Source organism: Nesterenkonia ebinurensis (assembly GCF_008711175.1).
GTDB classification, from domain to species: domain Bacteria; phylum Actinomycetota; class Actinomycetes; order Actinomycetales; family Micrococcaceae; genus Nesterenkonia; species Nesterenkonia ebinurensis.
In genome coordinates this window covers 205,522-219,030 of sequence record NZ_VWNF01000045.1, presented here as the reverse complement: position 1 = coordinate 219,030, position 13,509 = coordinate 205,522, and the positions used below count along the sequence as shown (strand labels likewise).

The 13,509-nt window shown below is 64.7% G+C and carries 11 protein-coding genes; 4 read left to right on the top strand and 7 right to left on the bottom strand.

Annotated features, from left to right (window positions below; all coding sequences use genetic code 11):
* Positions 1–103: 103 nt before the first annotated feature.
* The 4 genes from rpsD to lipB all read right to left on the bottom strand — a co-directional run bounded on the left by rpsD (position 104) and on the right by lipB (position 3,685).
* Positions 104–736, bottom strand: coding sequence for a 30S ribosomal protein S4 (rpsD, locus tag F0311_RS13890; protein WP_150462525.1), 633 nt, complete (start codon positions 734–736; stop codon positions 104–106).
* A gap of 195 nt (positions 737–931) precedes the next feature.
* Positions 932–1,717, bottom strand: coding sequence for a DUF4191 domain-containing protein (locus tag F0311_RS13885; protein ID WP_150462524.1), 786 nt, complete (start codon positions 1,715–1,717; stop codon positions 932–934).
* Between the two features lie 187 nt (positions 1,718–1,904).
* Positions 1,905–2,885: a lipoyl synthase gene (gene lipA, locus F0311_RS13880; RefSeq protein WP_150462641.1), complete on the bottom strand. Its 981-nt coding sequence runs from the start codon at positions 2,883–2,885 to the stop codon at positions 1,905–1,907.
* A gap of 56 nt (positions 2,886–2,941) precedes the next feature.
* Entirely contained in the window at positions 2,942–3,685 is a 744-nt protein-coding gene (gene lipB, locus F0311_RS13875) for a lipoyl(octanoyl) transferase LipB (protein WP_150462523.1), read from the bottom strand.
* Positions 3,686–3,824: 139 nt separating this feature from the next.
* Here lipB and F0311_RS13870 point away from each other — a divergent pair, with 139 nt between their 5' ends.
* Entirely contained in the window at positions 3,825–4,760 is a 936-nt protein-coding gene (locus F0311_RS13870; RefSeq protein WP_191089936.1) for a protein kinase domain-containing protein, read from the top strand.
* Here F0311_RS13870 and sucB read toward each other — a convergent pair.
* From sucB to F0311_RS13855, 3 genes are read right to left on the bottom strand one after another with little or no spacing between them, the layout of a single operon-like run.
* Positions 4,676–6,469 carry a 2-oxoglutarate dehydrogenase, E2 component, dihydrolipoamide succinyltransferase gene (sucB, locus tag F0311_RS13865; RefSeq protein WP_150462521.1) on the bottom strand — a complete coding sequence of 598 codons (1,794 nt, stop codon included), beginning with the start codon at positions 6,467–6,469 and terminating at the stop codon, positions 4,676–4,678. The two genes, F0311_RS13870 and sucB, sit on opposite strands and share 85 nt — an antisense overlap.
* A gap of 38 nt (positions 6,470–6,507) precedes the next feature.
* The gene (gene lpdA, locus F0311_RS13860) at positions 6,508–7,872 is read right to left on the bottom strand and encodes a dihydrolipoyl dehydrogenase (protein ID WP_150462520.1); all 1,365 of its coding nucleotides are present in this window, start codon (positions 7,870–7,872) and stop codon (positions 6,508–6,510) included.
* 54 nt (positions 7,873–7,926) lie between these two features.
* Positions 7,927–9,477, bottom strand: coding sequence for a leucyl aminopeptidase (locus F0311_RS13855; protein ID WP_150462519.1), 1,551 nt, complete (start codon positions 9,475–9,477; stop codon positions 7,927–7,929).
* A 119-nt stretch (positions 9,478–9,596) separates the two neighbouring features.
* Here F0311_RS13855 and F0311_RS13850 point away from each other — a divergent pair, with 119 nt between their 5' ends.
* The 3 genes from F0311_RS13850 (at position 9,597) to F0311_RS13840 (ending at position 13,348) form a co-directional block, all read left to right on the top strand.
* On the top strand, positions 9,597–10,553 hold the full coding sequence (locus F0311_RS13850) for a PAC2 family protein (protein ID WP_150462518.1): 957 nt from the start codon (positions 9,597–9,599) through the stop codon (positions 10,551–10,553).
* Positions 10,554–10,665: 112 nt separating this feature from the next.
* Positions 10,666–11,886, top strand: a complete 1,221-nt coding sequence (locus F0311_RS13845) for a DUF4192 family protein (RefSeq protein WP_150462517.1) — start codon at positions 10,666–10,668, stop codon at positions 11,884–11,886.
* Positions 11,887–12,010: 124 nt separating this feature from the next.
* Positions 12,011–13,348 (top strand): RNA polymerase sigma factor, encoded by a 1,338-nt coding sequence (locus tag F0311_RS13840; protein WP_396897452.1) that lies wholly within the window; start codon positions 12,011–12,013, stop codon positions 13,346–13,348.
* The last annotated feature ends 161 nt before the right edge of the window (positions 13,349–13,509 follow it).

The window sequence follows — 13,509 nt, the reverse complement described above, 5'->3', positions numbered from 1 at the left end:
CTCTCCTGCAGTTCAGAATAGTGACCGGTCAATTTTAGGTGATAAGTAAAATGCCCGCTGTATCCCAGTGGGATACAGCGGGCATCAGCGGCTGATCCGAGGATCAGCGTGCGTAGTACTCGACCACCAGCTGCTCTTCGCAGGTGATCGGAACTTCAGCGCGCTCAGGCTTGCGGACCAGAGTGGCCTGCAGCTTGTCGATCTCCACACTCAGGTAGCCCGGCACATCCGGCAGGACCTCCTGGTGGGCGCCGGCGGCGGCGATCTGGAAGGGCTCGAACTTCTCGGAACGTTCGTGGACCTGGATGACCTGGCCGGGCTTCACCCGGAAGGAGGGCCGGTCCACCCGCTTGCCGTTGACCATGATGTGGCGGTGCACCACGAACTGGCGGGCCTGGGCGATGGTGCGGGCGAAGCCGGCACGCAGCACCAGGGCGTCGAGACGGGACTCGAGCAGCTCGATGAGGTTCTCACCGGTGAGGCCTTCGCTCATCCGCTTGGCCTCTTCGTAGTAGCGGGTCAGCTGAGCCTCGCGGATGCCGTACTGGGCGCGCAGCTTCTGCTTCTCACGCAGCCGGACAGCGTAGTCGGAGTCGGTGCGGCGGCGGGTGCGGCCGTGCTGGCCGGGGCCGTAGGGACGGCGGTCCAGGTACTTCTGGGCCTTGGGAGTCAGGGCGACGCCGAGGGCCCGGGAGGCCTTCACGGTACGGCGCGCACGCAAGGGAGTCTTAGGCATAGATGATGCTTCTTTCTGCTTGCGGCATTTCTTTATTCATGTGCCATGGCAGGTGACATGACACGACCTGGCCTCCGAAAGATCAACCAAAGGAGAGTCCGAGCTGCCGGTTGCTCGAGAACTGCAGCAGAAGACATGCTTCTGCCTGCCAGACAAGGAAATAGCTTACCACAAGGCGCGCACAGCGGGCCACACTCAGCCGCGGAGAGCCTTTCTGTCCGGCCGTGCTCGCCAGGGATCGACGCCCTTAGGCACCGGCGGCTTGCTGATCGGCAGGGTGGAGAGCCTGCGCTCGACCTCATGGACCTCGTGCTTGTTCAGCGATTTGTCCAGCTTCTTGATGTGCTTGGTGAGCTTGGGCAGCGGGACCTGGTCCTTGCCGCGGCCGGACTGGACCACGTGGATGGGCACCTCGTTGCGCAGAATGGGGCGCAGCCGCTTCTGTGCCTTGGCGGCCAGCTTATGGGCCCGTCCGGCAGGCCCCTCGGTCACCAGCACTACGCCGGGTTTGCCGATGGCGCGGAAAACGGCGTCCTGGGTCTTGGCGTCGATCTGGATGGGTTCCTCAGAAACGACCCACCCGCGGCGCAGGGTGTTCAGCGCCGCAGCGGCGGCGCCGGGCCGCCCCTCGATACGGGCGAAGGCGGCCTTCTCAGCGCGGCGGTTCATCACGATCATGGCGGCCAGCAGGCCGAAGGGCAGGGCCATCAGCAGGGCGAATACCCAGTGGAAGATCAGTGAGATGAGGATGAAGGTCACCGCGAAGGTGACGATGCCGGCCAGCAACATCCACCAGATGATGTTCTTGTCATAGGAGCGGGTCATGTTGAAGACCTGCTTGATGCGGGAGAAGAATCCTTCGCCCGAGGCCTTCTTGGCCTTCTTATTCGCCTTGCGCTGCTGCTTTTCGAGCTTCTGCTGCTGACGGAGCTTCTTCAGCTCAGCCTTGGCCTGCTGCTTGGTAATCTGGGAGTCTGCCATGATGAGCTAAGTCTAACCTGTGAGTTGCAAGCGAAGCGATGCGGCGATTTCAGGCGTGAAGGCCGGCGTGAGCTGGCCAGGTCAGGGACCGAGCGGGGTTCCCCCGCCGCCGGGACCAACTTTAGGTGTGAAGGCCGCGGCAACGCGGCCGAGAGGCGAGCGGGGTTCCCCCGCCGCCGGGACCAACTCAGAACCCTGCGGCGACCAGCGTTGCAGCCTCCTGCTTGGTCTGGCCGGAGGGCTCAATATGGGCCAGGTCCGCCGGAATCTCCCAGCCTTTCTTCTGCATGGCCTTGGCCCACAGTGAGCCGGCCCGGTAAGAGGAGCGGACCAGCGGTCCGGACATCACGCCCAGGAACCCGATCTCCTCAGCCTCCTGGGAGATCTCCATGAACTCCTGGGGCTTGACCCACCGGTCCACCGGCAGGTGCCGCGGGGTCGGGCGCAGGTACTGGGTGATGGTGATCAGGTCGCAGCCGGCGTCGTGCAGATCCTGTAGGGCCTCGGATATCTCCTTGCGGGTCTCGCCCATACCGAGGATCAGATTGGACTTGGTGATCATGCCGTGGCTGCGGCCCTGGGTGAGCACGTCCAGCGAACGCTCATAGCGGAAGGCCGGGCGGATGCGGCGGAAGATGCGCGGCACGGTCTCCACATTGTGGGCGAAGACCTCAGGGGCGGCTGCGCAGATTCCTGCGATGTTCTCCGGTTTGCCGGAGAAGTCCGGAATCAGAATTTCCACACCGGTGCCAGGGTTGAGCTCATGGATCTTGCGGATGGTCTCTGCGTAGAGCCACACACCCTCATCGGGCAGGTCATCGCGGGCCACGCCGGTCACGGTGGCGTAGCGCAGCTCCATCTCCCGCACGGATTCGGCCACCTGCAGCGGCTCGGTCTCGTCCAGGGCTGCCGGCCGGCCGGTGTCGATCTCACAGAAGTCGCAGCGCCGAGTGCAGGCCGATCCGCCGATCAGGAATGTGGCCTCACGGTCCTCCCAGCATTCGAAGATGTTCGGGCAGCCGGCCTCCTCGCAGACGGTGTGCAGGCCCTTGGATCCCACCCGCTTCTTCATCTCGGCGAACTCCGGGCCCATCTTGACTTTGGTGCGCATCCATTCCGGCTTGCGCTCCACAGGGACGGCGGCGTTCTTCGCCTCCACGCGCAGCATCCTGCGGCCCTCGGGAGCAATCGTGCCAGTTCCTGCTGCGGCGGGGGCGCATCCGCTCAACGTGAGACCTCTTCCTTCGGCGCTGACAGTGTGCAGGCAGACAGCAGGTCGGAGGTGTCCGGACCGGCAGTATCTGCCCCTGATGTGAGATAACGCGGCAGCACCGCCTGCAATTCCTGGGCAATCAGCGGTGCTGCCGCAGCCGGGGTGACGGTGCGCCCCAGCTGTTCGGAGATGCTGGTGGTCCCGGCATCAGAGATTCCGCAGGGAATGATGTTCCCGAAGGGGGAGAGCTCATTGGAGCAGTTCAGGGAGAAGCCGTGCATGGTCACTGAGCGGTGCACCCGGATGCCGATCGCAGCGATCTTCTGATCCACCGGCGCGCCGGTCTGCTCGGCGGTGAGCCACACCCCGGAGCGGCCCTCGACGCGGGAGCCCTGAATCCCGTACTCCTCAGCGAGCACTTTGATGAGCACCTTCTCCAAGGTGCACACATAGTCCTTGACCAGGGACCGGTCGCGCAGATGCAGGATGGGGTAGCCCACCAGCTGCCCGCGGCCGTGCCAGGTGAGCTTGCCGCCACGGTCCACATTCACCACCGGCGTGCCGTCGGCCGGCAGATCCTCCGGCTCGGTGCGCTTGCCTGCGGTGTAGACATCGGCATGTTCCAGCAGCAGCAGGGTGGATTCGCCCTGACCGTCCAGGATCTGGGCGTGCAGTGAGCGCTGAGTCTCCCAGGCCTCCCGGTAGTCCACCAGATCAGGATCGAAGCCGAGGAAGCGAGTCTGCAATGAGGTCATGCCACTAGCCTACGCCTCACCGAGTTCTGCACGTCTTAGACGGTTGTCCGCACTGCGGGCAGGCTCGTGTCTGCACTCGGCTCAATCGGCTGTGGAAAACTTTCTGCGAGATTTTTGGAACCGGTGCATGCTGAGCGGTATGGAACATGACGACGCCGCCACGCTCCCTCCACCACGGATACCCGGCTTGGCGCCGCTGAGGCTGCTGGGGGTGGGTGGTCGCAGTGCTGTCTGGCTGGTGCAGTGCACCGCAGCTGCGGCCCGGACCATCACCTGGGTGGGCGATGGTCCGCCGCAGAAGCTCGCCCTGAAACTGCCGTTGAGCAGAGCGCGCAGCGCACCATCCCTGCGCTCAGCGCAGCAGGAGCTGGAAGCCATGCTGCCGCTGGTCCATGACCATCTGGTCCGGCCCTGGGGAGTGCTGAGCACCTCGCAGGGCAGTACCGGAATCCTCCTACAGCCTTATACCGCAGGTTCGCTGGGGCAGCTGCTGCACAGCGCGGGACCGCTGAGCTCGAATGAGCTGGTCACAGCGCTGACTCCGGTGGCTCAGGCACTGGAGCACCTGCACACCCAGGGCGCCGCCCATGGCGATGTCAGTGCGGCAAATATCCTGCTCACCCCAGAAGGAGAGCCGGCTCTGGGCGACCTCGGTGACTCCGCAGTGCTGGGCACCGGCGCCCGTGGCGGCACCCCGGAGCAGGACGTGATGGCTCTGGCCGGTGTGGCCTGGGAGGCACTGACCGGCAGTCAGCCCCCGGCCACAGCACTGCGGGCGCCCTTGCAGAGTCTGCTGCCTGGAGTCCCCACCGAGTTGGCGGAGCTGCTGGAGTCAGCGCTCGGCTCGGTGCCCGGCGAGCTCCCACTGGCCGGTGAGTTCGCCGCAGAGCTCTATGCCTGTGCAGAGCCTGAGCCGCTGAGCCTGCTGCCGACCATCGATGACCACGCCGTTATGGAGATGCCTACGATCATGCCCGGAGCAGGGCCGGCTCACACTTCGAAGTTGCCGTTCTCCAAGCGGCTCTTCAGAGTCTGGAGGAAACGGCCGGCGTCAGCGCCGTCTACGATCCGGTGATCGTAGGTCAGCGAGAGGTACATCATGTGCCGGATGCCGATGGACTCATTGCCGTCCTCGTCGGTGACCACCATGGGCCGCTTCACGATTGCACCCGGGCCCAGGATGGCCACCTGCGGCTGGTTGATGATGGGGGTGTCGAACAGAGCCCCGAAGCTGCCCAGGTTGGTGATGGTGAAGGTGCCGCCGGAGAGTTCGTCGGGCCCGATCTTGTTCTCCCGGGTCCGCTTGGCCACATCGGCGATCTTCTTGGCCATCCCTGCCAGCGAGAGGTCACCGGCATCGGCGATCACCGGGACCATCAGGCCCTTCTCCGTGTCCACCGCGAAGCTCAGGTGTTCGGCGTCGTGATAGGTGATCTCCTGGGAGTCCTGGTTGTACTCGGCGTTGAGCACCGGGTGCTGCTTCAGTGCCTCGGTGGCAGCCACAGCGATGAACGCCAGGTAGGTGAGGTTGGCACCATTGGCGGCCTTGAAGGACTCTTTGGCCTTGGCCCGCAGGTTGACGATGCGGGTCATGTCCACCTCGTGCACCTGGGTCAGCTGTGCGGAGATGTCCAGGGACTCGTTCATCCGCTGGGCGATGACCTGGCGGATCCGCGGGGCCTTCTCAGTGCTGCCGCGCTTCGTGGTGTCCACCTGCACCTCAGGTGCCGGCTTGGCTGCCGGAGCAGCGTCCTGCTTAGGGGTCTCGGACTTGGCGGCTTCGGCGGCGTCGAGCACGTCCTGCTTGCGGATGCGGCCACCGACACCAGTGCCCTTGAGGCTGGAAAGGTCCACCCCCTTGTCCTTGGCGAGCTTGCGCACCAGGGGAGTGACATAGCCCTCCGCAGAGCTGTCCTCAGCGGGTTCGGGCTTGGACTCGGCTGCCTTAGGCTCAGGCTCAGGCGTGGACTCCTCCTTGGGAGCTTCCTGCTTCGGCGCCTCTTCTTCCTTGGGCTGCTCAGCTGATGTCTCCGGCTCGGCCGCCTCCTGGGCCTCTTCGGTAGGTTCTTCCGCCTTTGCTTCAGGGGCAGCGCCGGAGCCGATCACAGCCAGCACGGCGCCGACCTCCACTGTCTCATCTTCGGAGACCTCCAGCTGAAGCACAGTACCGGCCACCGGCGAAGGCACCTCGGTGTCGACCTTATCGGTGGAGACCTCCAGCAGCGGCTGGTCCACCTGGACCTCATCACCGACCTCAACCAGCCAGCGGGTGACAGTGCCCTCGGTGACGGACTCACCCAGAGCCGGGAGGGTGACTTCCTCGCCCTCACCGCCGCCGGTCTCAGGAGCGGGGCTGTCCTCCTCCGGGGTGGTCTCAGCGCCGCCGGACTCACCGGCTGCAGGGGTGGGGGCGGAATCAGAATCGGCTCCTCCGGCCTCCTCGGTGGCCTCTTGGGTCTCCTCGGGCTGCTCAGCCTCGGTGGCAGCCTCCTCCTGAGCCTCGGCGTCGGCGCCTTCGTCGCCTGAATCGGCAGAGCCGGAGCCTGAGCCGTCGCCGATAGTGATGAGCGGGGCACCGACCTCCACTGTCTCGTCCTCGGAGACCAGCAGCTCCTCCACGGTGCCGGCTACCGGGGAGGGGACCTCGGTGTCGACCTTATCGGTGGAGACCTCCACGATGGGCTGGTCGACCTCCACCTCCTCTCCGACCTCGACGAGCCAGCGGGTGACAGTGCCTTCGGTGACGGATTCACCGAGTGCGGGAAGATTGACGGTCTCAGACATTGGTCCGGCTCCTACTCGTAAATTCTTGGGTGGGCTGCTCAGCCGTGGAGGGGATGCCCGAAGAGTGCCATAGCGGCCTCTCCGAGCGCTTCGTTCTGGGTGGGATGGGCGTGGACGAGGGTGGCCACGTCCTCCGGGTAGGCCTCCCAGTTGACGATCAGCTGGGCCTCGCCGATCTGCTCACCGATCCGGGAGCCGATGCCGTGCACACCCACAATGGGCCCGCCCTTGACACCAACCATCTTGATAATGCCGCCGGTACCCAAGATGGAGGACTTGCCGTTGCCGGCCAGGTTGTACTCGGTGACCTCGATCTGGTCCTTGCCGAACTTCTCCTCAGCCTTGGGCTGGGTGTAGCCCACAGACATGATCTCCGGCTCGGTGAAGGTGACCTTGGGGATGTTGATGTCCTCAACGATCACCGGGTTGTTGCCGGCGATCTCCTCGGCTACGAAGATGCCCTGCTGGTAGCCGCGGTGGGCCAGCTGCAGGCCGGGGACGATGTCGCCCACCGCGTAGATGTTGCCCACACCGGTGTGCAGACGCTCATCGGTGATCACGAACCCGCGGTCCAGGGTGACGCCCTGCTCATCGAAGCCCAGTCCCTCGGTGACCGGGCCGCGGCCCACGGCCACCAGACAGATCTCGGCTTCGAAGGTCTTGCCGTCCTCCAAGGTGACCTTGACGCCCTCGGCGGTCTCCTCGACCTCCTTGAAGAAAGTGCCCAGATTGAACGTGATGCCGCGTTTCTTGAAGGAGCGCTCCAACTGCTTGATGATGCTGGGGTCCTCATTGGGCACCAGGTGGGGCAGACCCTCGATGATGGTGACGTCCACCCCGTAGGAGCTCCAGGCTGAGGCGAACTCGGAGCCGATGACACCACCGCCGAGCACAATGGCGGACTTAGGCGTGTGGTCCAGCTCCAGGGCCTCGGTGGAGGTGATGATCCGCTTGCTCAGCGGCAGCCCGAAGGTCTTGGAGGTGGATCCGGTGGCCAACACAATGTTCTTAGCCTTGTAGGTGGTGCCTGCCACCTCCACCTCGTTCTGCGAGACGAGCTTGCCCTCACCCTCGATGACCTGGACCTTGCGCATCTTCAGCAGGCCGGTCAGCCCCTTGTACTTGCCGGCGACGATGCCGTCCTTGTACTCCTTGACCTTGGCCATGTCGATGCCCTTGAAGTCGACGTTGACGCCATACTTCTCCGACTCTCGAGCCTCATCAGCCAGCTCTGCGGCGTGCAGATAGGCTTTGGTGGGGATGCAGCCGGTATGCAGGCAGGTGCCGCCGAGCTTGGACTTCTCCACCAGCGCTACAGAGAAACCATGCTGGACACTGCGCAGCGCAGCCGCGTAGCCGGCAGAGCCGCCGCCGAGCACCAGGACGTCAAATTCTTCAGCCACTTCTCAGGCTCCTTTGGGTGGGACGTTTGACTTATGTACTTGGGGATCAGACTATCAGCGGGTCAGGCCCTCGAGATAGGTGATCAGGGTGCGTACGCTGACCCCGGTGCCGCCCTTGGGCACGTAGCCGTAGGGGCCCTTCTCGTTGAATGAGGGTCCGGCGATGTCAATATGCGCCCAGGGAACACGCTTGTCCTCCGGGTCCAGGGCGTCCTCGGGAGCATCGGGCTTCTCCGGGACGAACTCGCGCAGGAAGGCTGCAGCGTTGAGCATGCCGCCCTCGCGGGCACCGGTGTTGGTCAGATCAGCCACTGCGGACTCAAAGCCGCTGATGGCCTCCTCCGGGATGGGCATACCCCAGTGGGACTCGCCGGCATCCTCAGAGGCCTCCACAAGATCATCGCGCAGGTCCGCATTGCCCATCACACCCACGGTGCGCACACCCAGGGCGATCATCTGGGCGCCGGTGAGGGTGGCGATATCGATGATGGCGTCCGGGCTCTCCTCCCCGGCAGCCACGATCCCGTCGGCCAGCACCAGACGGCCCTCAGCATCGGTGTTGAGCACCTCCACCGTCTTACCGCCGTAAATAGTGATGACGTCCTCGGGGCGCTGAGCGGTGGAGGAGGGCAGATTCTCGGCCAGGCACAGCCAGCCGGTGACCTTCACCGGAAGGTCCAGATCTGCGGCAGCCTTGACCACTGCGGCCACTGTGGCCGCTCCGGCCATGTCCAGCTTCATAGTGGTCATCGCATTGGCCGGCTTCAGGGAGAGCCCGCCGGAGTCGAAGGTGATGCCCTTGCCCACCAGGGAGATATGGGCCGCCGGCTTGGCGGGGGAGTGCTCCACCTTCACCAGGCGCGGTTTGCGGGAGGAGCCGCCGCCCACACCGAGCAGGCCGCCGAAGCCGCCCTTCTCCAGGTCCTTGTGGTCCCAGATTTTGACCTTGAGCTTGGCGCCCTTGGTCTGGTCCTTGACGGCCTCGGCGAAGGACTCCGGGTAGAGGTGGCTGGGCGGGGTGTTGACCAGGTCCCGGGTGGTGCGCACTGCTGCGGCCACCACTGAGGCCCGGGCTACCGCAGGCTTGGTGTGCTTGTCCTTCAGCTCGGTGAGCACAGCGATCTCAGCCACAGGGGTCTTGGACCGGGCAGCCTCGGACCCTTTGAAGTGGGTGAAGCTGTAGGCGCCCAGGGCGGCACCCTCCGCCACTGCGGCTACCTGCTCCACAGTGGCGGCAGGCAGGGCCAGGGCTACTGAGCCGGCAGTGGAGAGCTGGCGCACCGCAGAGCCGGCGGCACGGCGCAGCGCCTCATTAGAGACCCCACCGTCAGGTTCGCCGGTGAGTTTGCCCACACCGACCAGAACCAGGGTCTCGGACTTGAACCCGTCCACGCCGGGCAGTCGCAGCAGCTGGTCGGCAGCACCGGAGGCGCCCAGCGCCTTGAGCGAGTCGGAGACCCCCTTGGCGGCCTTCTCAGCTAGCGGGTTCGGCAGCAGCACCGGGCCTTCGGGGCCCTTGGCCACGCCGAGCACCAGGGCATCGGCGTCAACCTTCTCCACGGCAGAGGTTATGGTGGTCACGGTGGGGGCGAAGTCACTAATCACGACTCCGATACTATCCACAAACAGCTCCGGCCTGTCAGCGCTGCTGGGAATGTGTTGATCAGGCAGACTGTTATCCCACAGACACCACGGACCACACCGCAGGAGAGGAGCCGGAGCCGGTGACCAATGCCGAAGAGTTCAATCTGCTGCACATCCATGCCCATGATGAGGGCATGGAGTCTGATGCAGCCCCGGAGAGCACCGATCTGGTGCGCCACGAAGGCTCCACCGGGGCTCGGATGCCCCTGCTGGTCTCCATCTCCGGGCACACCGACGCCGGCCAGCTCTCAGAACAGCTGGCTGAGACCCTCCTGGGCACTCTTCCGCATCGCAGTGTGGCCCACTTTGAGGTGGACGACCTCTTCGACTACCGCTCCCGCAGGCCTCAGCTGACCTTCACCGAAAACCGGTTCTCCGAGCTCCAGGGCCCCCGGCTGGAGCTCTTCGAGGTGCGTGACGCCTCAGGCCGGCCCTTCCTGCTGCTCACCGGCGATGAACCGGACTTCCAGTGGGAATCCGTGACGGAGACGCTGCTGCAGCTCATTGAGCAGATTGATGTGCGGCTGGTGGTCACCGTGGACTCACTGGGTCTGCCCACTCCGCACACCCGGCCCATCGGGGTCACCGCTCACGGCAACCGCAAGGACCTCGTCAAGGGCATCTCCACCTGGTCGCCGGATGCCAAGATCGAGGCCGGGCTCTCCCAGATGCTGGAGCTGCGGGCAGATGAGGCGGGCCGCGACGTCGTCGGCTATACCCTGCATGTGCCGCACTATCTGGCTGGGGGCAAATACCCCCAGGTGGCAGTGGCTGCCCTGGAGTACGCCGGTGCTGCCGGGGAGCTGATACTGCCCACCGACGAGCTGCGTGAGGGGGCTCGGTCAGTGGACGCCGATATCACCCGGCAGGTGGAGCAGGCTCCGGAGATCGCGCACCTGGTCAAGCAGCTGGAGGCGAACTTCGACCAGTACGCCACCACCAACCAGCGCTCCCTGCTGGTCAAGGAGGGCGACGCCGTGCCCGACGCCGAGGAGCTCGGTGCGGCAGTCGAGGAGTTCCTCCGCAACCAAGACTAGGGGCCGCAGAGTTTTCCCCAGGTGCAGGATGTGGTCCCGTGACACGCCGGGCCCTCCACAGAAGCGGGACTGAGTCGCAGGAAGGCCTGCTGAATCGCCGCAGGCTGGGGCTATGACAACATCATCACACATACCCCAGAACCATGACCTGCCGCCGATCAATCATGCCGCTCCGCTGAGCATCAACGATCCCGGTGATGCCCTCGCCCTGGTCCAACACACCTTCGGTTACCTACCCCAGGATTCGTTAGTGATCATTGGACTGCTGGACGGCCGCACCGGCGGAAACCTGCGCATCGACCTGGAACCGGTGCGCAGGAATCCGGTCCAGGCCGGGGTGCGATGTGCCGAGTGGATCGCCGGAGCCGGCGCTGAACCTGTTCCAGAAGCCGTACTGGTGGCGATTATGGAAGATGAGCCGCTCAGCCCGGAGGCACCCGCAGACCATGATCAACTGCTCGGGACCCTGGCCGATCGACTCGCAGAGCTTGCCGGGGCCCAGATCGCCCAAGTCTGGTATGCGGCCGCCGGATACGTCCGTGACTACGACTGCCATGATGAGCACTGCTGCCCTTATCCGGGAACCGAGCTGCACTCTGCGATGGCGGCCACCTGGGAACGCCTGCCTGTCCTGCTGCGCACCGGCGAGCTGGACCCGCATGAAGCCGTGGAAGAGTTTCTGGCGGTGACTCCGCTGGTCGCCGAGCACCGTATTCGGGAGGTTCAGCAGCAGGAGGCCTGCCCGCCGCTGACCACCAGTGGTGCGCTCACCGTCTGGGAAGCCGCACTGGTCAGGACCGAAGGCGCCTCTTCAGCTGAGTGGATCCACAGTGAGACGCAGCGCATCCCTGCACTCCTGTCATCTCTGGATGAGTCATGGACACCAATCCTGCTGATGCTGCTGACCACCCGCGGGGCTGAATTTGTCCTGACCGCAGCCTGCCCCGCCGAACCCGATGAACAGGCGCTTCGGGAGGCTATCTGGGGAGATTCCCCGCTGCCGCCGCGATGGGAATCGGTGGAAGCCCTGGACTCCTTGCTGCACGAACTGGTGCCCTACGCCAGTCCCAGGCAGCGTGAACAGCTGCTGGGACTCAAAGCCTGGATCGAATGGATCCAGGGCAGCGGCTCCCGCTCCGCCGCATTCGTCGAAGCTGTGCATCGAGAGTTCCCGCAGCGTTGGCGCCAGGCTGGCTACCCGGTGCTGGCCAAAACAGTGGAACACTATCTCCAGGCGGTCGGAGTCTGCTCCTGGGCCCGGGTGAAACAGTCCAGCTACTCCTGGTGGAAGAGCCGGGCGATAAATTCATCCGCCGAACCGGGAATGGACTGAGCAGCGGCCGTGTTTGCACACCGTAAGACCCTGCAGCCCGGGGAGGAATTTGTTCCGAACCGGGACTTGACAGGGTCATAGGCGTGTTGAGCGTCTGCACCTCAAGTAAACGAGACGGAAGGTCATCGTGCCCACTACTGCGTCGAAATCCACCCAGGAGACGACCGTCGCTGAGGAGACCGAGAAACGGTCCACCACAGCCAAGAAGTCCAGCTCCGCATCGACAGCTAAGAAGTCCTCCGCAGCCAAGTCCACGGCCGCTAAGAAAGCCGGTGCGGCCAAGTCCACCGCCAAGGCTGCCCCCAAGAAGGCCGGGGGCCGGAAGAAGGCCGCCGACCCGGTCGATGAGATCCTCGCCGAGGAGGAGGCCTCACCCACTGAGACTCTGGAGTCGGCAGTAGCCAAGGCAGAGGGTGCCGGTGAGGATGCCGAGGAGCTGCTGGAGGCCAAGTCCGGAGAGAATGAGGATGACGAATCCGGTTCCGGGCGCGGATTCGTGATCTCCAACGCCGATGACGATGACGCCCCCGCCATCCAGGTGGTCTCGGCAGGTGCTACTGCCGACCCGGTCAAGGACTACCTCAAGCAGATCGGCAAGGTAGCTCTGCTCAACGCCGAGCAGGAGGTGGACCTGGCGCTGCGAATTGAGGCTGGCCTCTACGCCGAGCACAAGCTGAAGAACAATCCGCCCAAGGACAAGCGGCAGCGCCGTGACCTCGAGCTGGTGGTGGCAGACGGCAAGAAGGCGAAGAACCACCTGCTGGAGGCCAACCTGCGCCTGGTGGTCTCCCTGGCCAAGCGCTACACCGGGCGCGGCATGCTCTTCCTGGATCTCATCCAGGAGGGCAACCTCGGCCTGATCCGGGCGGTGGAGAAGTTCGACTACACCAAGGGCTTCAAGTTCTCCACCTACGCCACCTGGTGGATTCGTCAAGCCATCACCCGGGCCATGGCCGACCAGGCGCGCACCATTCGGATCCCGGTGCACATGGTGGAAGTCATCAATAAGCTGGCCCGCGTGCAGCGCCAGATGCTACAGGACCTGGGCCGCGAACCGGCTCCCGAGGAGCTGGCCGCAGAACTGGACATGACCCCGGAGAAAGTGGTGGAGGTGCAGAAGTACGGCCGCGAGCCGATCTCCCTGCACACTCCGCTGGGCGAGGACGGGGACTCCGAGTTCGGCGACCTCATCGAGGATTCCGAGGCCGTGGTACCCTCCGATGCGGTCAGCTTCACCCTGCTCCAGGAGCAGCTGCATTCCGTGCTAGACACCCTTGCCGAGCGTGAGGCAGGGGTTGTGGCGATGCGATTCGGCCTCACCGACGGTCAGCCCAAGACTCTAGACGAAATCGGCAAGGTCTACGGTGTGACCCGTGAGCGGATAAGGCAGATAGAGTCCAAGACCATGTCCAAGCTGCGTCACCCAAGTCGCAGCCAGGTCCTCCGCGACTATTTGGACTAAGTCACATAAGGACTAGCGGGATTCGGTTCCCGAGTGCCTTTAGGTGTGAAGGCCGGTGCCGCTGCAGCCGGCCGAGAGCCGAGCGGGGTTTCCCCGCCGGCGGGACAGTGCAGCTAGCGGGATTCGGTTCCCGAGCACGAAAAATGCCCCGGTGGAAGCAC

What these genes read in the sequence shown, in the direction of transcription:
- rpsD (WP_150462525.1), bottom strand. Translation starts at nt 736, where the DNA reads ATGCCTAAGACTCCCTTGCGTGCGCGCCGTACCGTGAAGGCCTCCCGG.
- sucB (WP_150462521.1), bottom strand. Translation starts at nt 6,469, where the DNA reads ATGTCTGAGACCGTCAATCTTCCCGCACTCGGTGAATCCGTCACCGAA.
- F0311_RS13885 (WP_150462524.1), bottom strand. Translation starts at nt 1,717, where the DNA reads ATGGCAGACTCCCAGATTACCAAGCAGCAGGCCAAGGCTGAGCTGAAG.
- lipB (WP_150462523.1), bottom strand. Translation starts at nt 3,685, where the DNA reads ATGACCTCATTGCAGACTCGCTTCCTCGGCTTCGATCCTGATCTGGTG.
- F0311_RS13845 (WP_150462517.1), top strand. Translation starts at nt 10,666, where the DNA reads ATGACAACATCATCACACATACCCCAGAACCATGACCTGCCGCCGATC.
- F0311_RS13870 (WP_191089936.1), top strand. Translation starts at nt 3,825, where the DNA reads ATGGAACATGACGACGCCGCCACGCTCCCTCCACCACGGATACCCGGC.
- lipA (WP_150462641.1), bottom strand. Translation starts at nt 2,885, where the DNA reads ATGCTGCGCGTGGAGGCGAAGAACGCCGCCGTCCCTGTGGAGCGCAAG.